This is a genomic window from Vreelandella titanicae (genome assembly GCF_014697095.1).
Taxonomy (GTDB): Bacteria; Pseudomonadota; Gammaproteobacteria; order Pseudomonadales; family Halomonadaceae; genus Vreelandella; species Vreelandella titanicae.
Window position 1 is genome coordinate 3,079,048 of record NZ_CP059082.1, and the last position, 21,844, is coordinate 3,100,891.

Below are 21,844 nucleotides of genomic sequence, written 5' to 3' on the forward strand. Positions count from 1 at the left end.
TAGTGAAACCCATGTTTAATAGCTTGGCTCGTAAATCCGGATAGTTTCATCTTCGGTTAACAGCGGTAAAATACGCTGCATGGCCATTGCCCGCGCTTCGCTTGAGTGCCACTCCTTCCAAGCGCGGAGGTCACGCCATTTGGTAATCATCAGTCGGCGATCGGTATGACCCAGTTCTACCAATGTTTCACCACTGATAAAGCCCCTTACGCCTAGAGAAACGCGCATTGCCTCTCGCGCTGCTTGCTCAAATTCTTCTTCAAGACCGGGCATAATTCGCCGTTCGATGATAACTTTAATCATACTTTCTGTTTCCTACATCGAGGATATTGATGGCTGATAATACGGGTACGTTACCCAACGTTGATGCGGTATTGGACACCACAGGACTCTACTGCCCAGAGCCGATTATGCTGATGCATAACAAAGTGCGCGACATGACCCCAGGCCAAGTGCTCAAAGTGATTGCCACAGATCCAGCCACCACGCGAGATGTGCCCAAGTTTTGTCAGTTTTTAGGGCACGAGCTGCTAGAGCAGCACACCGTCTCTGAGAGCAACTACCTCTACTTTATTCGTTTAGCATAACCTTTTGAGATAGACCTTTGAGATAGTCCGTCGAAATAGCCCTTCGAAATAGCCCGAAAAGCCATGCGAGGCTCAAATCAAAATCGTTGATGTTGGCCTCGCTCACAAAGCGACATTAAGGCACTCGATTAATCACTGGCCACAACCATCATGGCTAGCGCATCAAGCGTCGCTGGATCTTCTTCCAGGATACGGTTGGCGATATGGCGCTGGAAAAAGTAAACGGTCTGATGGCGGGCGTGAGCGCTGTACAGGCATTCATCCCCTAACAAAATCGGTGTCATCGCCGCTTTGTTCTCGTCGGCAAGGAGCGCGTCAAGGCTACCGTCGCTGTAGAGACGCCAACCGTAAACGGGCTTCATATGCCAGGGTGAATCGGGGTGATTCATGCACAGCGCGTGGGTGCCCAGAGTGTCGGGGATTTGCTGAATAAGGGTGACTTCGCCAGAAGCCTCATAATCAAAGTATTCAGCCGCCGCAACTAGCTCGTGGTATTTGTGATCCGGTGGCGTATCAAAAATTTCTTCCGTTTCAGGATCGCGATAACCTACGAAGTAGCCATTTTCCTGGCTGTTCAGATCATGGCAGGCTGCCAGGCTTTCCATCCACGGCACCAAACCGATGACGCTACCGTCCTCTCTTAACCCCCAGGCCAAAATAGGTAAGCCATAGTAGGCGTCGGGACTCGCAGCGAGCTGGTACACCATCTCTAAGCCATCTAGCTCAGGGGCTAAACGGACAAGGCACTTTTGCGCCTGCTGACGCTGGCGCACAGTTTCCAGGTCGATGACCTGGGCAGAGCGGGGTGACAAGGATGCGCCCATTGTGTCCCTCCTTATGCTGCGTGGTCATCAGATTGGCAAAGCTGATTCATTTGCCTCTCATATCCACAAATAGCACAACTTGCTCATAAGGTTAAGGGTTCTGCGCTTTTTAATTATCTGAACAAGTTGGAAAGCGAGCTCGCAGCGCTTGATGCTCAGAGAGCGCTTGCTGAAACTGGCCCCAGGGCGCTTGGGCATTATCCAGCGAAAGCCAGCGTTCCTGGTAGCGTTGAATCGCTATTGGCTTGCCTACCTGCTGTGCGTCAATTAAGCGATTGATCGCTGTTAGCCACTGCTGGGCAGCGTTCTCCAAGCGCTCAAGCGACGGCGATTCCCAACGGCTTAAGCAACGTGTGGTATCACTCTGCCGAGCTAACAATGCATTCGCTTCTGTTAAGCGTTGAGTGGCGAGTAGCAGGGCGCGCAACACCTCAGCGGTCAATGGCCGCTCTTGCAGGGTTTTCAAATGGTTTTCAAGGGTTGAAGAGTCCTGCTGCCAGTCGAGGTCAAACTGGTGATCCGTCATTTGCTGCAAGTAATCGATCGCTTCAAGCTGGCCAGCAATAGTAGTTTCATCGATGTTAGATAAAGGCTGGCTTGCTCGTGAGAAGCTTTTAACCCACTCGCTGGAATCAAAAATAGCGTTCCAGCTTACCGCGGGTAACTGTGTCGTTTTAGTCGTGGTTAATCGGTTTAGGCGCGTTCTATCTTCATCGCTTAACTGCTCGGGAACTTCGCTATTTAAGCAGGTGCTTAGCCGCTGCCATAGAGTGCGCTCATATAGCCACTGTTGGCTAGGCGGTGCTACACGCCCCAGTTGATTGTTACGTGCAGCGACTAGCGACGTGATTTGGCATTCGCGTAGCGCGTATACATTCAACAGGCTGTCCCGGGTTTCGGGGATATCTATAATTCGATCGGGGCGCTCAGGGAAGTCGCCAATATTACCCGGGTCAGCTCTTTGAATGTTTGATAGTGCAAGGTCATTGGCGAGTTGCTGATGATAACGCTGCCACTGCTGCTCAGCGGGGTTGTCCCCACAGCCAGACAGGAGGGCGCTTAGGATGATAGCTAGAGAAAAGTTTCTCCATCGAGCCATGTTTACTCCCGAATGCTAATACGCTGTAAACGCCAGCCAAGTAGCAGTGCTGCGGTGCTCAAGCCCGCAATCAACCCAATCCAGTAGCCATGAACACCTAGCGGGGCGACCTCGCCCACTCCATAGGAGCCCAGCCAGTGGCCGCCACCCAAGCCTACAATCCAGTAGGAGAGCACCGTAATCACCATCACAATGCGGGTATCTTTATAGCCGCGTAAAGCACCCGCTAAATTGACCTGTAACGAGTCTGAGAGCTGAAAAATAACGGCTAAAGCAATGATCGAGAGCGCTAGCGCCTGTATCTCACTATTGGAGGTGTAAAGTGCGATTACCGGCTCGGCGCTAACCCACAGTACGAGGCTGTTAATAGCGGCAATGATGACGCTGATGACAATTCCATTCCAAGCGACTTTACGGGCTAGTGCTAAGCGCTGCTGACCCAGCGTATTACCCACTCGTACGGTCAGTGCCATACTCAGCGACAGGGGCAGCATAAACAGAATGGAGGTGAAACTTAGCGCTATTTGGTGAGCTCCCACCGTGACTTCACCAAAGCTGGCAATGAAGAGCGCAATGAGTGTGAACAGAGTCACTTCAACAAAAATGGCTACGCCAATGGGAACGCCCACCACCACTAATTCACGTATACCTAGCCACTGGGGCGGTGTCAGTTTTTGCCAAATCGCAACGCTTTTATAAGTACTTCCCCTGCGCGTGTAGTAGGCCATCGCGAGTGCCATCGTCCACATGGAGAGCGCCGTCGCAATGCCGCAGCCAAAAGCGCCCAAGGCAGGTAACTGTTGCAGACTAGTGGGAACCCAGGCGCCAAATAGATCAACTAAACCATCGCCGCCGTAGATCAAGAGGTAGTTGGCAGGAATGTTCACGCTTAAACCGACCAAGCTGATCCATAGCGCCGGGCGGGTATGATTCATACCATCTGAAAACGCTCTAAGCGCCTGAAATAGGGCGATCCCCGGCATGCCAAAGGCGACGGCTGACAGATAGGCGGCAGACTGGCTGGCGACCGCTGGGGGTACACTCATTAATTCAAATATCGGCATGATAGCCGACCAAAGCAGCACAGCCGCGATAGCGCCTAGTAGCAGCGCGACCCAAAGCGCCTGATGAACGGCTGGACGAATAGCCTCATTGCGCTTCCCACCCAGCAAATGCGCCACAATTGGGGTAAGCCCCATTAAAGTGCCCGTCATAAATAGCATGAGTGGCATCCACAGGCTCGAGCCCACCGATACAGCGGCAAGTGAGGTGGCGTCATGCCGACCGGTCATCATAACGTCGACGACACTCATCCCTGCCTGAGCCAACTGAGCACCGCAAATAGGCAGTGCCAAGTGCATTAACATTCGTGTTTCTGGCCAGTAAACCGATTTAATTTGCTGAGTAAAGCCGCCCACTTGTTGGCTCCTGAAGGGGAAAAGTTGCTGTGAAAGGCCGCTATATTAGCAGGAGCGACTCACTTTTGGGGTTAGCCGTTAGCTTGTATTAATCGTGTGGGTATAATGCCCCAAAACCAGTATCAAACGAGGTCAATGTGAGTGACAGGCAGGAGCGATGGACGCTCGAGGATATTACCGCGCTTTTTGACGGGATTTTTGCTGAGCGGTATCAAACCCGGTTGATTCGGGGCGGGGATGAGCCTCTCTATCGGCCCGCTAACAGTGAAACCCCTTATCATCAGGTTATCTTTGCGCGGGGTTACTATGCCAGTGCGCTGCACGAAATCAGCCATTGGTGTATTGCGGGAGCACAGCGGCGCCAACAAGAGGATTACGGCTACTGGTACTGCCCTGATGGGCGCGATGCTGAACAGCAAAAAGCGTTTGAGCAGGCTGAGATTGCGCCACAGGCGTTGGAGTCTATCTTCACCCGTGCCTGTGGTCGCGTGTTTCATGTCAGCGTGGACAATCTAGGCGGCGATATAGAGGTAGATATAGAGGCATTTGCAGCGCGAGTGGAGGCCCGCGCCCAGCGCTACTTGAAGGAGGGCTTTCCAGCCCGCGCAAACGCCTTCCAGGTGGCGCTTAAACGCTTCTACTCTGACCAGGCGACGCTAGCGGAAGCCGTGGCACAGGCGCATGCCACGTTGGATAAAATGGATAAAGCGCTGCCGGCTTAATCCTCTTCGGTCAGGCGCTGATGCATCGATAGCATCACTTCCAGCTCATGCTCTGGGCGCATCGGCTCTAAACCCAGCTCGCTGAACGTTTCGCGCCGTTGGCGGTGCCATTCGCCTGGGGTAAGTGAAGGGTAGAGCACCGACGCTGGGGCTAGCTCAACAAAAGGATCAAGCCCGTAGGTGTCAAAAAGGCGCGCTAGTGCCGCTTCGTCGTCGCCATTGTCGCTGGTATACAGCGTGGCGGAGAAGTGGTCGTTCTCAAGCTCGCGAATTACCTCAAGCGGACTAACCCCTAAGCTCTCCAGCTCTTCCATGCTGTAAGCGCCCATGGCATTGGTATCCTCTTTGATCCAGCTATCGTCCGGCTGAATCAATGTTTGCTTCACCCGGCCATCGGGGAGCGACCAGGCAATGGCTAGCGGGAGCCCATCGTCTTCGCCTGTTTCAATGGCTATAAACCCTGGATAATCGGCCACGCTAATACTCCTTTTAAGATTCCGTGGGAAGACGGAAAAAACGCTGGGCGGTCTGTGTGGTTGCCGCACCTAGCTCTGTTTCGCTAATACCATGCCACTGGGCGATCTCGCGGACAATCCACGGTAGCAACGCCGGTTCGTGTCGGCGACCCTTTAATTTCGCCGGTAGGTTACGGGGTAACAGATAAGGGCAGTCGGTTTCTACCATCAAGCGCTCTAAGGGTATATCGCTTACCAATGGGCGCAGGTGATGACCGCGCCGCTCGTCGCAAATCCAACCCGTCAACCCTATATGTAAGTCTAGGTCGAGATAACCAAACAGCGTATCGCGGTCAGCGGTAAAACAGTGCACCACCGCGTGGCTGATGTCGTCTCGCCACGCATGCAGGATTTCGCGCATACGCTGGCCAGCATCTCGTTCATGTAAAAACAGCGGCAAACCGCTTTCTACTGCGAGAGCCAGCTGCGCTTCAAGGGCACGCTCCTGCTCCTTGGGCGTCGAAAAGTTGCGATTAAAATCCAAACCACACTCGCCTACGGCGACCACTTCCGGCATGGCATGCAGGGCCGCCATGGCATGTTCAAGGTTCTTATCCCAGCGACTGGCATCATGGGGGTGCACTCCCGCCGTGGCGTAGAGGCCAGGATACTGCTTGGCCAGGGCAACCGCTTGCTTGGCGTGGGTAAGGTCGGTGCCAGTAACGATCATGGTCGTTACCTGCGCCGCCTGGGCGCGCTGGATAACCGCCTCAAGATCACGCTCGAAGCTTTCATGGGTCAAGTTAGCGCCGATATCCACCAAAGGAGCGCTAGGCCGAAACTGTAGTGCTTCGGGTAAAAAGTCATCGGCATCAGCAGTGGCCAAAGGTCTCTCCCGTTCAATTATACAAAGGCACCATTCATTGTAACGGCATGCGCGAGCATCGACTAATGGTGTATTGAAGAAGGTGAGCGCAAGGAAATGGCACGAATTGCAAAAAATCTGGCTCGATAGGTAAACAGCTAGGGCTTATTACCGCCTAAGATGAACGCAAGCTATTACGTGCTACGTCACTACGATTGATTCAATAACACCCTTTAATAACAACAAAAGAGAGTCACATAATTATGCAACAATCTTATCGTTCATCTCATCGTGCATCTTACCGCTTTGCTACTTCCACTCTCGCCGCTGCCATTCTGGTGGCCTGCTATGTGCCAACTACCGTCGCTGCTGAGGGTATCTCTGATAACGAAATCCGTATTGGCTATTTAGCCGATATGTCCGGCGTTTATCGCGACCCCATTGGCCCGTTGGGCGAAGACGCTATCCATATGGCGATTGAAGATATGGGCGGCAGTGTCAATGGGGCCAATATTGTGGTGTTTAGCGCCGATGACCGTAATAGCCCGGATGTAGGCTCAAGCGTCGTGCGTGAGTGGATCGATGAGCGCAACGTCGATATGGTCACCGGGCTGGTGGCATCTTCTGTCACTCTGGCGGCGGTGAGCCTGCTGGAAGAGGCGGATAAACTTGGGCTGGTCAATGGCGCTGTCTCTTCAAGCATTACCAACGAGCACTGTTCGCCCAATCATATTCACTGGGTTTATGACACCTGGGCGATGTCCAACGGTACGGCAAAGGCGATTACTGATGAGGGCCACAAAAATTGGTATCTGTTAAGCGCTGACTACTCTTTTGGTCACGCACTGGAGGCCGACGTCACGCGCGTAGTGACTGAAAATGGCGGCACTATCGTAGGCAGCGCTCGCCACCCTTTCCCCAGTAGTGACTTCTCCTCCTTTATGCTTCAGGCGCAAGCCTCTGGCGCTGATGTCATCGCGCTGAATAACGCTGGTGGCGATACAATCAACGCGGTGCAGACAGCAGGTGAGTTCGGCATTACCCAGGCAGGGCAGATTCTGGCGGGAATGGTGCTGTTTAGTACCGAGATACGCAGCATTGGCTTAGAGAACGCTCAGGGGCTGCAGTTCACCAAAGCATGGTACTACGATTTAAACGATGAAACCCGCGCATGGGCGGAGCGCTTCCGTGAGCGTACCGGCAGCATGCCCACCATGGTACATGCGGGTCTCTACTCCAGTACTCGCCACTACCTTGAAGCGATTGAAGCCACCGGTACTGATGACACTCAAACCGTTCGTCAGCAAATGGCCGATACCCCCATCAACGACATTTTCGCCACCGGTGGCTACATCCGTGAGGATGGCCGCATGGTTCACGATATGTATTTAGTAGAAGTGAAAACACCTGAAGAGTCGCAAGATGAGGATGATCTCTTTCATGTTATTCGCACCATCCCTGCAGAAGAGGCCTTCCGTCCGCTTTCAGAGAGTGTCTGCCCGTTGGTAAACAGTTAAGAAACCTCTGATTAACTATTGCGCTCGGCCATACGGCGTTAAAAATCGTCTCGTGCGCGAGTCCGATCAAAATGCTCATTTACAACCCGTAAACTCCGCTTTTTCGTTGATTTTTGCCTTGTCTGGCCTTCGCTCATTACGCTAATCAGAGGCTCCTTAAGTCTCTGCTAATAACAACTCAGAGGATTTGGCATGCCGGAAACGTCGGTTATTCAGCAAAACAGTATCGGGGCTGCTTTAAACCGCAGCGCTCGAAAATACTCACACCAGCTGGCGCTGGTATTTGGCGAGCGCCAATGGCGCTATCAAGCGCTCAACCAGGCAGCCAACCGCGTAGCCAATGGCTTGCTGGCAGCTGGGCTTTCGCCAGGTGACCGGCTGGCGGTATATGGCAAAAACTCCGATACCTATGTCATCGCCTGGCTAGCCGCTGCTAAAGCGGGTTTGGTACATGTGCCGATCAATTTTGCCTTAAGCAGCGATGAGCTGCGCTATATCCTTGACCAGTCTGGGACAACGGGTTTGCTCAGCGATATCAGCCTCGCCGACAAAGTGAGTGTCGCGACCGAAGGCTTGGATCTAGCCCTGATGGGAACCCTGCACGCGGATCAGGGGCAGGATGCAGCAAGCTTTGATGTACTCGCTCATGCTACGTCAGGATCCAATAGTGAAGAGCCCAATGTGACGGTCGACGGTGCCAGCCTTGCTCAGTTGCTCTATACCTCGGGCACCACCGCCGCGCCGAAGGCCGCGATGATGACCCATCAGGCGCTGATGGCCGAATATATGGCCTGCATGGTTGAACTGGATATCAAAGGCAGCGACGCCATGCTCGCCGCGCTGCCGCTTTACCACTCAGCACAAATGCACGTCTTTCTGATGCCAGCGCTGTTGCTCGGTGCGCCTGTCTATTTGCTAGAGGCGCCGCTTCCCGAGCTGTGCTTAAGCGCCATAGCTAATCACCAGATCGCGTCATTTTTTGCCCCGCCCACGGTCTGGATCAGCCTACTGCGCCACGCTGAATTTGATCGCTTTGACCTTGGCGCCCTCCACAAAGCCTATTACGGTGCCTCGATTATGCCGGTGCCGGTACTGGAGGAGCTCCAGCAGCGTATACCGGGCGTAAGGCTCTATAACTGTTATGGACAGAGCGAAATTGCTCCCTTGGCGACCGTGCTGCGCCCTGAAGAGCACGCCGAGCGCCCAGCGTCCGCTGGGCGGCCGATTCTGACGGTGGAAACCCGCATCGTCGATCTCGATATGAATGACGTCCCACCCGGCGAGCATGGCGAAATCGTCCACCGCTCACCTCAGCTTATGAACGGGTACTGGGATAAACCGGCGATGACTGAAGAAGCCTTCCAGGGTGGTTGGTTCCACTCCGGGGACGTGGGCTACTTCGATGAAGCGGGCTATTTATACGTTGTTGACCGTATCAAGGATGTGATCAATACCGGCGGCGTGCTGGTGGCTAGCCGTGAAGTAGAGGAGGGGCTATTCAAGCACCCGGCGGTATCCGAAGTGGCGGTGATCGGCCAGCCGGATGAGAAGTGGATCGAAGCCATTACGGCAGTGGTGGTACTGAAAGAGGGTCAAGAGGCAAGCGAGGAGGAACTGATCCATCATGCAAAAACGTTGATGGCGCCTTATAAAGTACCTAAGCGCATCCTCTTTGCCGATGCGCTACCCAAGAGTACCGCAGGCAAAATTCTCAAGCGCCATCTGCGTCAAGACCTCAAGGAGTGAGCATGGACGAGCAAACGACCGACCTGTTTCACACCATGATCAAGCGCTGCCTAAGCCAGGAGGTTGCCCCGTACTACGATGAGTGGGAGGCAGCGGGTGAAATACCCCGTTCACTATGGCATTCATTGGGCGCTGCGGGGCTGCTCGGCATTGACCTTGACGAACAGCACGGTGGTTCAGGGGCCGATATCGCCATCACCCAGCTGGCGCTGGAAGAGCTCTCCCGCCAGGGTTTTGGTGGCCTTGCCAGTGCCTATAATATCCACGCCAATATCGTTATGCCCTACCTGCAGAACCTGGGGACAGCGGCTCAATGTGAGCGTTGGCTACCTGCCATGGCCCGTGGCGATGCTCTTGGAGCCATTGCCATGACTGAACCCCATGCGGGTAGTGATCTTGCGTCAATGAGAACCCGGGCAAAGCGTACTAACGATGGCTGGGAGTTAAGCGGTAGCAAAATCTTTATCACCAATGGCCAGTTTGCCGACCTGGTGATCGTGTGTGCCAAAACCGACCCTTCCGCCGGGTCAAAGGGCGTGTCACTTTTTTTGGTCGACACCCGCTTACCCGGCTTTTCGCGGGGGAAACCGATTAAAAAGATCGGCCAGCACGCCAGCGATACCGCCGAGCTTGCCTTTGATCAAATGCAGTTGCCCCATGATGCGCTGTTGGGAGAGGAGGGCGCCGGGTTCCGCTACCTAATGCAGGAGCTGCCCCGTGAACGCCTGGGCGTTGGTGCACAGGCGCTGGGCGCCGTGGAGGGAGCGCTGGTGCTGACGTTGGATTACGTACAGCAGCGCCAAGCGTTTGGACAGCGGGTGGCGGATTTTCAAAATACCCGCTTTACCTTGGCGGAGATAAAAGCCCAGCTGGACGTGGCCCGTGCCTACTTTGAGCACTGCGTCGAAAAGTACCGCCAGGGCACCATGAGCAGCACGGATGCAGCGATTTTAAAACTGCAGCTCAGCGAGCTGCAGTGTCAAGCGGTGGATCGCTGCCTGCAGCTATTTGGCGGTTACGGCTACACCCACGAATATCTCATTTCACGCTTTTATCTGGATGCCCGAGTACAAACGATCTATGCCGGCAGCTCAGAGATCATGAAAGAAGTTGTCGCCCGCTCGCTGCTGGGCAAAGTGGCGTAGCAAGACGATGCGTTTGAACACAGGAGAGAGCCATGCGGTTGGATGATGTAGTGATTTTAGGCGGTGCACGAACCGCGATCGGAAGTTTTGGCGGTTCGCTCTCAACCAAGGCGCCGTTTGAGTTGGGGGCGATAACCGCCAAAGAGGCGTTGCGCCGTGCTGGCGTTGGGGGCGGAGATATCGATCACTCGGTATACGGCCACATTATTACCACCGGCCCCCAGGATGCCTATCTGGCGCGTCATATTGCACTGGAAGCAGGCGTGCCGAAAGAAGCGGGGGCCTTCAACGTCAATCGGCTATGTGGTTCCGGCGTACAGGCGGTGGTCTCAGCCGCCCAGCAGATTGCCATGGGCGACAGCCGCTTAGCGCTGGCAGGTGGCGCTGAGTCGATGTCGCGCGGGGCTTATCTGCTGCCTCCTCAAGCGCGCAACGGCGTGCGTATGGGTGATGTAAACGTTGAGGATTTAACCCTGGGCATCTTGAGCGACCCCTTTGGCAGCGGCCATATGGGCTGCACTGCCGAGAATATCGCTAAACAGTATGGCCTAAGCCGTGAGCAGCTGGATCAATTTGCCCTTGAGAGCCATCAAAAAGCGGCGCGTGCCATCGCGGAAGGCCGCTTTGACGAGCAAATCGTAGCGGTGGAAGTCAGTCGTGGTAAGCAAACGGTTCATTTTTCCCGCGATGAACACGTGCGCGATGGTGTCCAACTTAGCGATTTGGCGCGGCTCAAGCCTGCCTTCCAAAAAGACGGCATGGTGACCGCAGGCAATGCCTCGGGTATCAACGATGGCGCCGCCACGTTGGTGCTGGCCCATGCCGATGAAGCCTCACAGCGGGGCTTAGCGCCCAGGGCGCATCTTCGTGTTGCCACAACAGCAGGCGTTGAGCCAACGCTGATGGGCCTTGGCCCGATTCCTGCTGTGAAACGCTGCCTGCAGCAGGCAGGGCTAAGCATTAATGATATTGATGTGATTGAGTCCAATGAAGCCTTTGCTGCCCAAGCCATGGCGGTGGCCGACACGCTAGGTTTTCCGTTAGAGAAACTAAACCCTAACGGCGGCGCGGTTGCCTTGGGGCATCCGGTGGGGGCCACAGGAGCTGTTCTGATTCTCAAAGCGCTACACGAATTGGAACGTATTAACGGTCGCTACGGCTTGATAACGCTGTGTATTGGTGGAGGGCAGGGCATCGCCCTGCTTATCGAGCGCGGCTGATCCGACTTGATTGCCACAAGAACAAGCTTATAGGAGTGTTTATGCCTTCAGTTACCCCGAAAATTTTACCCGCCGCGGCCTCTGCGACAAATCCTGCCTTGATGATTGGCGACCTGCTGGAGGCAGGCGTGCGAATGGCGGGCGACAATCAGATTGTCTACCGGGATCAGAGCCGCCATAGCTACGAGCGTTTTCGTGAGCGGGTGCATCAACTGGCCCATACGCTGACATCACAGGGCGTGCAAGCCGGTGATGTTGTGGCGGTGCTGGATTGGGATAGCCATCGCTACCTGGAGTGCTTCTTCGCCATTCCGATGATCGGCGCGGTACTCCACACGGTGAATGTGCGCCTGGCTCCGGAGCAAATCCTCTATACCATGGATCACGCCGAAGACGTTTTCGTCATCGTGCACGAAGAGTTTGTGCCACTGCTTGAGCCGCTGGCCGATAAGCTACCCCAAGTACGTGGCTACCTGCTGTGTCAGGAGACCCCGCAAACAGTCGATACCACTCTGCCGCTGGTGGGCGAGTTTGAATCGTTATTAAGCCAACAGCCTACTCACTACGATTTTCCCACCTTTGATGAAAATGCCGTCGCCACACTGTTCTACACCACCGGTACCACGGGTAATCCCAAAGGGGTTTTCTTTACCCACCGCCAGTTGGTGCTGCATACCTTGAACGAGTCTAGCGCTTTCCAGGCGCCCGGTTTTGAGCTGCTCAACCGCGACAAGGTCTACATGCCGATTACCCCCATGTTTCACGTTCACGCCTGGGGTGTGCCATATACTGCCACGCTGATGGGGGCTACCCAGGTCTACCCTGGCCGCTACGAGCCGGAAATGCTGGTCAAGCTGCTGGTCAGCGAGAAGGTCGACTTCTCCCACTGCGTCCCCACCCTGCTCAACATGGTGGTCAGCGCCGAGGCGATTACCTCAAAACAGGTCGACCTCGCCGGTTGGAAAGTATTGGTCGGCGGCAGTGCGTTAACCGAGTCGCTAGCAAGCAAAGCATGGGCGTTGGGTATTGATACCCGTAGTGCTTATGGCATGTCGGAAACCTGTCCGCTACTCACCGCCGATATTCTGCCGCAGGATATCGGCGACGCTGATTTTGAGACCCAGCTACCCTGGCGCTGTAAAGCGGGCCTGCCGATACCATTGGTTAAACTTCAAGTGGTCGATGCGGACGGCGAGCCGCTACCCAATGATGGTAAAAGCGTTGGTGAAGTGCGCGTTCAAGCACCCTGGCTGACCCAGGCCTACTATAAAGAGGAGAAACGCAGTGAGGAGCTATGGCGCAACGGCTGGCTGCATACCGGGGATGTGGGCTCGCTTGATGAGCGGGGCTTTCTGACCATTAGCGACCGCATAAAAGACGTGATTAAAACCGGCGGCGAGTGGCTCTCGTCGTTAGAACTGGAGAGCTATATCAGCCAGTGTCCAGGCATTGCCGAAGTGGCGGTGATCGGGGTGACGGACGATAAATGGGGAGAGCGGCCAGCGGCGTTAGCTGTCCCCGCCGATCTGAACAACCCGCCCACCACTGAAGCCGTGCAGGCGTTTTTAGAGCAGTTTGTCGCTCAGGGAAAACTCAATCGCTGGGGGATTCCCAGCATGATTCGTTTCGTCGATGAGATACCCAAAACCAGCGTGGGCAAGCTGGATAAGAAACGTATACGCACCGAAATATAGCCTATCGGGCTGGCTAGCGAACGTTGCCCGCCGTGCGCGCTTTGCGATACGCGGCGGGCGAATTGCCTGTCCAGGTTTTAAAGGCACGACTAAAGCAGGCCAGATCCTCAAAGCTCAACGCCTCCGCGATGCTAACCAGGGGCTTCTCACTACAGGTGAGTGCCTGAATAGCGACATCGCGGCGGTACTCATCCTTGACCGCTTGAAAGTGGGTGCCCTCCCTTTTGAGATGCCGCGCCAGCGTGCGAGCAGACATATGCAGCGCATCGGCTACGCTATGCACGGTGCCAGACGTAGTCAGATGACGTGAGAGGTGTTCGCGCACTCGGTGGGTGAGCAGGCGATCTGCAAACGACACATAGAACCAGTCTGCGGGGGCGCGCTTTAAAAAAGCGCCCAGGTGTCTCTTGGTCTGGCGGATAGGATGATCAAGAAAACCGCGATCTATATAGATCGCGGTTTGCGGCTGCCCAAAGCGTACTGTACCAGGATAAAAGTAGAGATAATCAGCGCTGTGCGGCGGCTGGGGGTAAGCGCACTCCATCAAAATGGGCGGTATTTTACGCGCTATCATCCACGACGCGATGCCGTGAAACAGCTTGAGCATCAGCTCATGAATCAGAGTGCGGCTGCCCGTCAAGGGGGCATGTTCCACCAGGGCCATACGGGCAAGATCCCCTTCGAGCGTAAATGCATAGCCAAAGTCGTCGAGAAGAATACGGAAAAACTGCGTATAGCGGTGCAGGGCAACCTGCAAATTGGGCGCATCCAGCATGCTTAAACACAGCAGCTTCAGGGTGCCTCCCCGCAGCGGGCGGGAAAAAAAGCCGGGCGTTTCGTCGTCCAGTTCGTTCACCAGCCCGCGATACAGTTCGGCAAACTGCTCAACCGTGACGCGGCCATGGGGGGCCGAAAGTAAAAAGGGCGAGATCCCCGCCCGCTCCAGGTAGCGGGTGGGCGGTATTGTGCTGTTGGGTAAACCTTTAAACAGCTCATTCACAAAATGCATCGAGACGGTCACCGTCACTGTCAGCCCGCCTTTAAAAGTCGTTTTTTGGTTGAGATATTGTAGTTGCTGGCAAAACGGTATCACGCTGGTGATTTCCGCTCTACGATTCACCTCTATATGGTTCCCCCTCCTGGGCCGCTCATGCGTTACACTGTGCGCCTCACGATTTAGGAGGACACCGCGTGACCCTGTTACGACTCGAACAGCTGCAACTCGCCTACGGCACCCATGTACTACTCAATCGCGCCGACCTGACGGTTGAAAAAGGCGAGCGGCTGGCGCTGGTCGGGCGCAACGGCACCGGCAAATCCACTCTGCTGAAGCTGGTAGCGGGGGATATCCTGCCCGATGATGGCTCAATTTGGCGGGCACCTGGCCTCAAGATCGGTGTGCTGGCTCAGGAGTTACCCGAATCATCCGGCCTGACCATTTTTGACATGGTCGCCCAAGGCCTGCCGGAAGCCGGGGAGCTACTCTCCGAGTACGATCATCTGATCAATGATCCCGACCCCGATATGGATCGCATGGCGACCCTGCAAACGCGCCTGGAAGCCATTGATGGCTGGTCGTTCCACCAGCGTATCGACACCGTGCTGACCCGCTTAGGCCTGCCCCCCGCGGCTGAGATGAGCTCGCTCTCCGGTGGCTGGCGCCGCCGGGTGGCGCTGGCGCGTGCCTTGGTCGCCGAGCCTGATCTACTGTTGCTTGATGAGCCCACCAACCATTTGGACTTAGACACCATTGCCTGGTTGGAAGAGCAATTGCTGGCGTTTAATGGCGCGGTACTGCTGATTACTCACGATAGGGCGTTTCTTTCCAAGCTGGCCACCAATATTCTGGAGTTAGACCGTGGCCAGCTAGGGTGCTACCCCGGCAAGTACGAAGAGTATCAGGCTCGTAAGCAGCACGAGCTTGAAGTAGAGGCGCGGGAGAACGCCGAATTTGATAAAAAACTTGCCCAGGAAGAAGCCTGGATTCGTCAGGGCGTTAAAGCACGGCGTACCCGCAACGAAGGCCGGGTTCGAGCGCTCGAGGCAATGCGTAACGAGCGTAGCCAGCGCCGCGAGCGTCAAGGCAATGCCAACCTGACGGTGGATCGCGGTGAGCGTACCGGCAAGCGCGTTGTGGAGCTGCAAGGTGTCACCCAACGGTTTGGCGATGAGGTGGTACTGCGCGATATCAATCTTGAGGTACTGCGCGGTGACCGTATTGGCTTCCTGGGGCGCAACGGTGCGGGCAAGACAACCCTGCTGAAAATCCTGCTGGGCGAGTTGGAACCCACTGAAGGCAAGGTGCAGATGGGCACCAATCTGAAAGTGGCTTATTTCGACCAACTGCGCGCCGGGCTTGAACTGGAAAAAACCGTTTATGACAACGTTGCCCAAGGCAGTGATCGTGTCAGTGTGGGCGGTAAAGATCGTCATGTGATGAGCTACCTACAGGACTTTCTTTTTACCCCCGAGCGGGTACGCCAGCCGGTGAAAGCGCTCTCCGGTGGCGAGTCCAACCGCCTGCTGCTGGCCAAGTTGTTCACTCAGCCAGCTAACGTGTTGGTGCTCGATGAGCCGACCAACGACCTCGACATGGAAACCCTGGAGCTGCTCGAAGAGCTGCTGCTCGATTTCGATGGCACGCTGCTACTGGTCTCCCACGACCGCACCTTTATGGACAATGTGGTGACCAGCATGCTCGCCTTTGAAGGCGATGGCGTTGTACGTGAATACGTGGGTGGCTATACCGACTGGATTCGCCAGGGGGGCAAGCTGCCGCCAGCACCTTGGGAAGGGGCGGCGCGCCAGCGTACCGAACCCACCTCTGACGCGCCCAAAAAAGTAGCTGAAGCACCTGCAGTAGCGACCAAGAAAAGCGTCAAACTCTCGTATAATTTGCAACGCGAGTTAGATGCACTGCCCGCCGAAATCGAACGTCTTGAGGGGCAAGTAGAGGTGCTGGAGAGTGAAATCGGTGACCCAGCGTTTTATCAGCAGGATGCCGACGCCGTTACGGCTAAGCTGCAAACGCTTGAAAAAGTGCAGAAGGCGTTAGAAGTTGCCATGGAGCGCTGGATGGAACTGGAAGCGATGGCTGCCGGTGAGTAGCTTGAAAACGTTAAAAGGCGCCGTATGGGCGCCTTTTTTATAAACGTTATCGTGCCTTAGGTTACTCGTCGCTTTCTTCGCCTTTTTTACCGACGCGAACGGCTAGCACATCGCATTGAGCACCGTGCAATACGCCGGTAGAGGTTGAGCCGAGCAGTAGAGCAAAACCGTGGCGCCCATGGGAGCCCACTACGATTAGATCCACATCGTGCTCTTCAGCAAAACGGTGAATTTCAGTGTCGGGCATACCCACCACTACGTGCTGGTCAGCCTCGGCAATATGTGGGGCGGCGATTTCGGCTAAGCGTTTTTTGGCGTGTTCATCTAGCTGGTCTTGGATGCTGGTCAAGTCCATGGGGATATCGCCACCGTAGGCAAACCCAAGCGGTTCCAGGGTATGCATAATGGAGATTTTGGCTTGGTCGTTGCGTTCAGCGATCGCAACGGCACGTTCCAGAATCTTGTGGGAGTCTTTGGTTAAGTCAACGGCAACTAAAATGTGGTGATAGCTCATGGCATATCTCCTTGGCAGTAGGTAACAAAGAGGCTCTTTGTTCAATAACCGTTACTTTAGATGGCGTGTCCTGTTTTAACAATAGCAAGCGTTTTAACAATGACTTGGGTCAAAACAGCGACCTGAGTCATGGTTTTTAGATTAGTTTATACAGTGTGGCTTATGTGGGAGGAAATGTAGAGATGGAATGGTTGATTATCGTGTTTATTATGCTGTTTGTAATTGCGCCGGTGATGTGGCTAAAGCCTAGCCCGCGTCAAAAACGCCAGCAGGCGCTGCGTACTCAAATCGCCAAACAGGGCGTCAGTATCAAGCTGGAAAAGCCGCCACTACACCATTTTAGAGGCACCATGCCAGCTTATCGCTGGCACTATCCCCAGGAAGAGCCGGGCCCTGATTTTCTATTGGTAAGAGACAGCAATGCCAGTGAAGCCTTAACGCCATTTCATGCTGGCTGGCGCTGGCGGATTGCCCCCTTGCGGCCTTTACCTGATGCCGCCACCGCAGCGTTAAAAACACTACTTGAACGCTTGCCGCAAGATGCCTTGGTGGTGCAGTCAACGCCCTATGCATTGACGCTTTGGTGGTGGGAGTCGCAAACCGCGGAGCGATTCGCGACCTATCTACCCGAATTTCAGCAACTGCGGGAGGCGCTGCGTGGCCGTGCCGACCAGCCTTTCAGCCAGCCATTAAAGGGCACTGAGCAGGCGTCATCCACAGTCAGCGATCAAGATGCCGGATTATCCTGATCCCGTGCTTGTATCGCCAAGCCGTTTGCCTCGATCACTGCCAACCATTCGTTGAGTTGTTCGAGGTTCTCTTCGCTTAAGCCAGCGAACATCTCTTTGCGCGCTTGTTGCGCAACGCTGTCGATCTGTTCCAGCAGCGGCATAGCGGCAGGGGTAAGATAAATCCGCTTGCTGCGACGGTCGTTGTCGCAGGCTCGGCGTTCAACTAAGCCTTGTTCTTCGAGCTGGCCCAGGGTGCGCACAAGAGAGGGCGCCTCGACGCCAATCACACGGGCGAGATCGCACTGCGGATGGCCTTCGCCAAGACGCCACAGGTGATATAGCGTCACCCAGCGTGTTTGGGTTAATCCCAACGGCGCCAAGCGGCGATCCAAGATGGAGCGCCATAAGTGGGGCAAGCGTGCGATGCGAAATCCAATCGTTGAAGCCATAGGTAACTAGCTGCCAATAAATGTGAGTAGTCGAATTGTCATAAGCTACGCCGCTGAATGCAAGGCGCTTAACCCTTCAATCTTCCGGTCGCGCCTCTTCATCGTTAGGGCTACCCGGCACAAACCGCCGTAAGTTTAATCCACTTAGACCACTGGCGCGTATCTCTCCATCTGCCAGCGTGGCTTGCTGAGCATCGTCTGAGACCTCAAAACGTATTAATCCCAAGCGCTGGCCCGTACCTGTCATGATATCAATGCGCCAATCGCCAGTAGGGTCTTCGGGAAAGTTTTGCTTGTGGCTCCATGCGCGGTAACCCTGCTCGCGTCCACCGTCGATATTAAGCTCCACAACATCCATTGGCACACCATTGTGATGCCAGGCATGGGTAATAGTTTCACTTAATCCCCGCGGTGCCCGAATAGCGGTGTAAACATAAAGGCCATTTTCGCTGATGGCTTGTGGCGTTAACGCCATCGAGCCTTGAGGCAGGCGCTGCTCAACATTAAAACCAGGAGAGAGCGCGCTACTGGTCATCCAGAGACTGGCAGGCGGTACCCATATACGTCCCAGCCAAGCTCCATAGGCGAGTAGCAGCGTCAACACAAAAAAAGCGCACCAGCGTTTGAGCGAGCGCTGCTTAAGCAAGTGCCAAAAACTTGGCAAGGCCACCAAAATGGTGATCCCCAGGGCCAGTAGCAGGCTCTGGCCGGTGGTAAGGTGCACCATGATGGGGAGTGTGACCAGTAGTACCAGGAAGACACACTGGGCATGAAAGACGAAATAGAGACTGCGCCAGCGCTCCGCGACTTTGAAGTAGAGCGGATCGATAATCGACAGTATTGCCATGCCGCCCACCAGCAGCGCAAACAGCGTTTGCCCGCTATTCCACACCGTGGTGACTAAGATAAACGGCAGGGTGAAGAAAAGTGTCTCCTGGTGAATCATCTGGGCAATAAAAGTGGTTACGCCCCGGGGTGGCGTGGGGTGACCCCGGCGCGATAACCAGCGGCTGATCAAGCCTTCCGAAAGCAGTAGCGTCCAGGCAAACAGTAATCCCAGCGCCAGCGCTGCGCCTAACCACTGCTGGCGATCAACTAAAAAGAAGCTGCTTAGCCCGGCAGCAAAGGCCATTGGTGGCCAAAGCCAGCTCCAGGGCTTGAGGCGTTCGACAATGCGTTCAATTCGCTGCTGAATGGCTTCAATACGTGAAGGCGTGAGCAGTGCGCCCATAACAAGATAACCTGCAAAGTAATAGGAAGCGCGATTCTAACAGGCTGTCAGGATTAACGCTGATCTACTGCAAATCCATGCTTATGGCGGGATCGGTTACATTCACTCAGACGGCGCTCTATGAACGGATGCCGGAGAGCGCTGGTCTCACTAAATGAGTAAATTAGCCAAAAGTCTGGGCTTGACGTTATCAGGCAACTCAACCAAGCTAAGGCAATCAAACGACCGTATGAAAGTCGTGTGGAAGCCGTATGAGAAATGTGGCGGGTTCTCTTTTCAGAGCCAGCCCGAAAATGTGGAGAGAGCGCGGATGATCTATCAAGGCAACGCCATCACGGTGACACGTCGTGACACCCCGAGTGGCAATGATATCGCAATGCTCACTTTCGATCTGAAAGATGAGTCCGTCAACAAGCTTTCCAGCGCGGTGGTCGCAGAGCTGAGCGAAGCAGTAAAAGCCATTCAAGCTGAAAATAGCTTAAAAGGTTTACTTATTGCGAGCGGGAAAGATGTGTTTATCGTGGGCGCCGATATCACCGAGTTTCACAGTCTATTTGATAAAGGCGAAGCCTACCTTGAGGAGATGAATCTCAAGGTTCACGATATTTTTAACGCTATTGAAGATCTGCCGTTCCCTACTGTAACGGCGATCAATGGTCTGGCACTGGGTGGCGGCTGCGAAGTATTGCTGACCACTGATTTTCGCGTGATGGGCGAGAAAGCCAAGATCGGACTGCCAGAAACCAAGCTCGGCATTCTGCCCGGTTGGGGCGGCTGTGTACGCCTGCCGCGCATTATTGGCGCCGATAATGCCATCGAGTGGATTGCCGGTGGTACCGAAAACCGTGCCGATGCCGCGCTAAAAGTGGGCGCCGTCGACGCGGTGGTGACGGACGAACAGCTGGAAGAGGCCGCGCTGGATATTCTTGACCGTGCCAATGCCGGTGAGCTGGATTACCAGGCCCGTCGTGCTGAAAAGACCAGCCCGCTGAAGCTCAACCCGATTGAGCAGATGATGGCGTTTGAAACGGCGAAAGGCTATGTCGCCGGTAAAGCGGGGCCTCATTATCCGGCGCCGGTAGAAGCGATCAAAGTGATTCAGAAAGGCGCTGGCGAAGAGCGTGGCCGTGCCCAGGCGATTGAAGCCAAAGCCTTCGCCAAGCTGGCACTCAGCAGCGTGGCGTTCAACTTGGTGGGTCTGTTCTTGAACGACCAAGTGGTCAAGAAAAAAGCCAGCAAGTATGAGAAGCAGGCGCAGCCGGTGAAGCAAACGGCCGTGCTGGGTGCGGGTATCATGGGTGGTGGTATCGCTTATCAGAGTGCCTCTAAAGGCACGCCGATTCTGATGAAAGATATCAAGGATGACGCCATTGAACTGGGCCTGAAAGAAGCCCGTAAGCTATTTGCCAAACAGGTGGAGCGCAAAAAGCTGACCACCGAGCAGATGGCGGAGAAGCTGACTAATATTCGCCCGACGCTCTCCTACGGAGATTTTGGCAACGTCGATCTCGTCGTCGAAGCGGTGGTTGAAAATCCCAAAGTCAAAGACGCCGTGCTTACCGAAGTGGAAGGTATGGTGAGCGAAAATACCATTCTCACCTCGAACACATCGACGATTTCCATCAACCGCTTGGCGCAAAACCTAAAGCGGCCTGAAAACTTCTGCGGCATGCACTTCTTCAACCCCGTGCACCGCATGCCGCTGGTAGAAGTCATCCGTGGTGAGAAGACCTCGGATGCCGCCGTTGCTGCCACCGTGGCCTACGCCCGGGCAATGGGTAAAACGCCGATTGTGGTTAACGACTGCCCAGGCTTCTTGGTCAACCGGGTGCTTTTCCCCTACTTTGGCGGCTTTAGCTTCCTGGTTGAGCAGGGTGCTGACTTCCAGCACGTTGATAAGGTGATGGAGAAGTTCGGCTGGCCCATGGGTCCGGCCTACCTGCTGGACGTGGTCGGCCTGGATACCGCCGTTCACGCCAATGAAGTAATGGCGGAAGGCTTCCCTGATCGTATGGCTCGCGACGGTAAAACCGCCATTCAGGTCATGTACGACAACGACCGTTTAGGCCAGAAGAACGACAAGGGTTTTTACGCCTACGAAGAGGACAAGAAGGGTAAGCCGAAGAAAGTCACCGACGAAGCGGCTTACGCTTTAGTTAAAGAGGTGGTGAAAGAGCATAAAGAGTTTTCCGACGAGGATATTATCGCTCGCATGATGGTACCACTCTGCTTGGAAACCGTGCGCTGCCTGGAAGATGGCATTGTGGCCACGCCAGCCGAAGCCGATATGGCGTTGATCTATGGCATCGGCTTCCCGCCTTTCCGTGGTGGTGCGCTGCGCTACATCGACGCCATGGGCGTTGCAGAGTTCGTCAAGCTGGCAGAAGGCTTGGCCGACGAGCTGGGGCCGCTTTATGCACCCACTGACAAGCTGCGTCAGATGGCTCAGAACAACGAGCAATTCTATTCCAGTGACAGCGCTGCCAGTTCTGCCAACCAAGCCTAACCACCACGCACAG

The 21,844-nt window shown here is 55.0% G+C and carries 20 protein-coding genes; 10 read left to right on the forward strand and 10 right to left on the reverse strand.

Annotated elements, in window-relative coordinates:
* Positions 1–15: 15 nt before the first annotated feature.
* The gene (locus HZS52_RS14105; RefSeq protein ID WP_022522948.1) at positions 16–303 is read right to left on the reverse strand and encodes an antibiotic biosynthesis monooxygenase family protein; all 288 of its coding nucleotides are present in this window, start codon (positions 301–303) and stop codon (positions 16–18) included.
* 29 nt (positions 304–332) lie between these two features.
* On the opposite strand from HZS52_RS14105, the gene tusA reads away from it, so the two are divergent.
* Positions 333–587, forward strand: a complete 255-nt coding sequence (gene tusA, locus HZS52_RS14110) for a sulfurtransferase TusA (RefSeq protein WP_022522949.1) — start codon at positions 333–335, stop codon at positions 585–587.
* A gap of 128 nt (positions 588–715) precedes the next feature.
* Here the strand turns inward: tusA and HZS52_RS14115 are convergent, their stop codons facing one another.
* The 3 genes from HZS52_RS14115 to HZS52_RS14125 form a co-directional block, all read right to left on the reverse strand.
* The gene (locus tag HZS52_RS14115; protein ID WP_009288633.1) at positions 716–1,411 is read right to left on the reverse strand and encodes a hypothetical protein; all 696 of its coding nucleotides are present in this window, start codon (positions 1,409–1,411) and stop codon (positions 716–718) included.
* 109 nt (positions 1,412–1,520) lie between these two features.
* The gene (locus HZS52_RS14120) at positions 1,521–2,510 is read right to left on the reverse strand and encodes a DUF3080 family protein (RefSeq protein ID WP_138801658.1); all 990 of its coding nucleotides are present in this window, start codon (positions 2,508–2,510) and stop codon (positions 1,521–1,523) included.
* Between the two features lie 2 nt (positions 2,511–2,512).
* Positions 2,513–3,928 carry an MATE family efflux transporter gene (locus HZS52_RS14125; RefSeq protein WP_041159550.1) on the reverse strand — a complete coding sequence of 472 codons (1,416 nt, stop codon included), beginning with the start codon at positions 3,926–3,928 and terminating at the stop codon, positions 2,513–2,515.
* Between the two features lie 137 nt (positions 3,929–4,065).
* Between HZS52_RS14125 and HZS52_RS14130 the strand changes: the two genes are divergently transcribed.
* Positions 4,066–4,650, forward strand: a complete 585-nt coding sequence (locus tag HZS52_RS14130; RefSeq protein ID WP_027958879.1) for an elongation factor P hydroxylase — start codon at positions 4,066–4,068, stop codon at positions 4,648–4,650.
* Here the strand turns inward: HZS52_RS14130 and HZS52_RS14135 are convergent.
* Both HZS52_RS14135 and HZS52_RS14140 read right to left on the reverse strand, forming a co-directional pair.
* Entirely contained in the window at positions 4,647–5,126 is a 480-nt protein-coding gene (locus HZS52_RS14135) for a hypothetical protein (RefSeq protein ID WP_022522953.1), read from the reverse strand. The genes HZS52_RS14130 and HZS52_RS14135 overlap by 4 nt on opposite strands.
* Before the next feature lie 13 nt (positions 5,127–5,139).
* On the reverse strand, positions 5,140–5,991 hold the full coding sequence (locus tag HZS52_RS14140; protein WP_190373005.1) for a TatD family hydrolase: 852 nt from the start codon (positions 5,989–5,991) through the stop codon (positions 5,140–5,142).
* 242 nt (positions 5,992–6,233) lie between these two features.
* On the opposite strand from HZS52_RS14140, the gene HZS52_RS14145 reads away from it, so the two are divergent.
* From HZS52_RS14145 to HZS52_RS14165, 5 genes are all read left to right on the forward strand, one after another.
* On the forward strand, positions 6,234–7,487 hold the full coding sequence (locus HZS52_RS14145) for an ABC transporter substrate-binding protein (protein ID WP_190373006.1): 1,254 nt from the start codon (positions 6,234–6,236) through the stop codon (positions 7,485–7,487).
* Between the two features lie 192 nt (positions 7,488–7,679).
* Positions 7,680–9,233: a fatty acyl-CoA synthetase gene (locus HZS52_RS14150; protein ID WP_190373007.1), complete on the forward strand. Its 1,554-nt coding sequence runs from the start codon at positions 7,680–7,682 to the stop codon at positions 9,231–9,233.
* 2 nt (positions 9,234–9,235) lie between these two features.
* Entirely contained in the window at positions 9,236–10,378 is a 1,143-nt protein-coding gene (locus HZS52_RS14155; protein WP_190373008.1) for an acyl-CoA dehydrogenase family protein, read from the forward strand.
* 32 nt (positions 10,379–10,410) lie between these two features.
* Positions 10,411–11,598 carry a beta-ketothiolase BktB gene (gene bktB, locus HZS52_RS14160; RefSeq protein ID WP_022522958.1) on the forward strand — a complete coding sequence of 396 codons (1,188 nt, stop codon included), beginning with the start codon at positions 10,411–10,413 and terminating at the stop codon, positions 11,596–11,598.
* 41 nt (positions 11,599–11,639) lie between these two features.
* The gene (locus HZS52_RS14165; protein ID WP_022522959.1) at positions 11,640–13,292 is read left to right on the forward strand and encodes a fatty acid--CoA ligase; all 1,653 of its coding nucleotides are present in this window, start codon (positions 11,640–11,642) and stop codon (positions 13,290–13,292) included.
* A gap of 13 nt (positions 13,293–13,305) precedes the next feature.
* On the opposite strand, the gene HZS52_RS14170 is transcribed toward HZS52_RS14165, so the two are convergent.
* The gene (locus HZS52_RS14170) at positions 13,306–14,319 is read right to left on the reverse strand and encodes an AraC family transcriptional regulator (protein WP_141440911.1); all 1,014 of its coding nucleotides are present in this window, start codon (positions 14,317–14,319) and stop codon (positions 13,306–13,308) included.
* A gap of 164 nt (positions 14,320–14,483) precedes the next feature.
* Between HZS52_RS14170 and HZS52_RS14175 the strand changes: the two genes are divergently transcribed.
* Positions 14,484–16,400 carry an ATP-binding cassette domain-containing protein gene (locus HZS52_RS14175; RefSeq protein WP_190373009.1) on the forward strand — a complete coding sequence of 639 codons (1,917 nt, stop codon included), beginning with the start codon at positions 14,484–14,486 and terminating at the stop codon, positions 16,398–16,400.
* Between the two features lie 61 nt (positions 16,401–16,461).
* On the opposite strand, the gene HZS52_RS14180 is transcribed toward HZS52_RS14175, so the two are convergent.
* Complete coding sequence (locus tag HZS52_RS14180; RefSeq protein ID WP_022522962.1) at positions 16,462–16,914, reverse strand: universal stress protein; 453 nt, start codon at positions 16,912–16,914, stop codon at positions 16,462–16,464.
* 182 nt (positions 16,915–17,096) lie between these two features.
* On the opposite strand from HZS52_RS14180, the gene HZS52_RS14185 reads away from it, so the two are divergent.
* On the forward strand, positions 17,097–17,663 hold the full coding sequence (locus HZS52_RS14185; protein ID WP_035538416.1) for a hypothetical protein: 567 nt from the start codon (positions 17,097–17,099) through the stop codon (positions 17,661–17,663).
* Here the strand turns inward: HZS52_RS14185 and slyA are convergent.
* Together slyA and HZS52_RS14195 are read right to left on the reverse strand one after the other, a co-directional pair.
* The gene (gene slyA / locus HZS52_RS14190; RefSeq protein ID WP_027958888.1) at positions 17,642–18,094 is read right to left on the reverse strand and encodes a transcriptional regulator SlyA; all 453 of its coding nucleotides are present in this window, start codon (positions 18,092–18,094) and stop codon (positions 17,642–17,644) included. The genes HZS52_RS14185 and slyA overlap by 22 nt on opposite strands.
* A gap of 76 nt (positions 18,095–18,170) precedes the next feature.
* On the reverse strand, positions 18,171–19,325 hold the full coding sequence (locus HZS52_RS14195; RefSeq protein WP_190373010.1) for a DUF5924 family protein: 1,155 nt from the start codon (positions 19,323–19,325) through the stop codon (positions 18,171–18,173).
* Positions 19,326–19,635: 310 nt separating this feature from the next.
* On the opposite strand from HZS52_RS14195, the gene fadB reads away from it, so the two are divergent.
* On the forward strand, positions 19,636–21,831 hold the full coding sequence (gene fadB, locus HZS52_RS14200; RefSeq protein ID WP_190373011.1) for a fatty acid oxidation complex subunit alpha FadB: 2,196 nt from the start codon (positions 19,636–19,638) through the stop codon (positions 21,829–21,831).
* Positions 21,832–21,844: the final 13 nt, after the last annotated feature.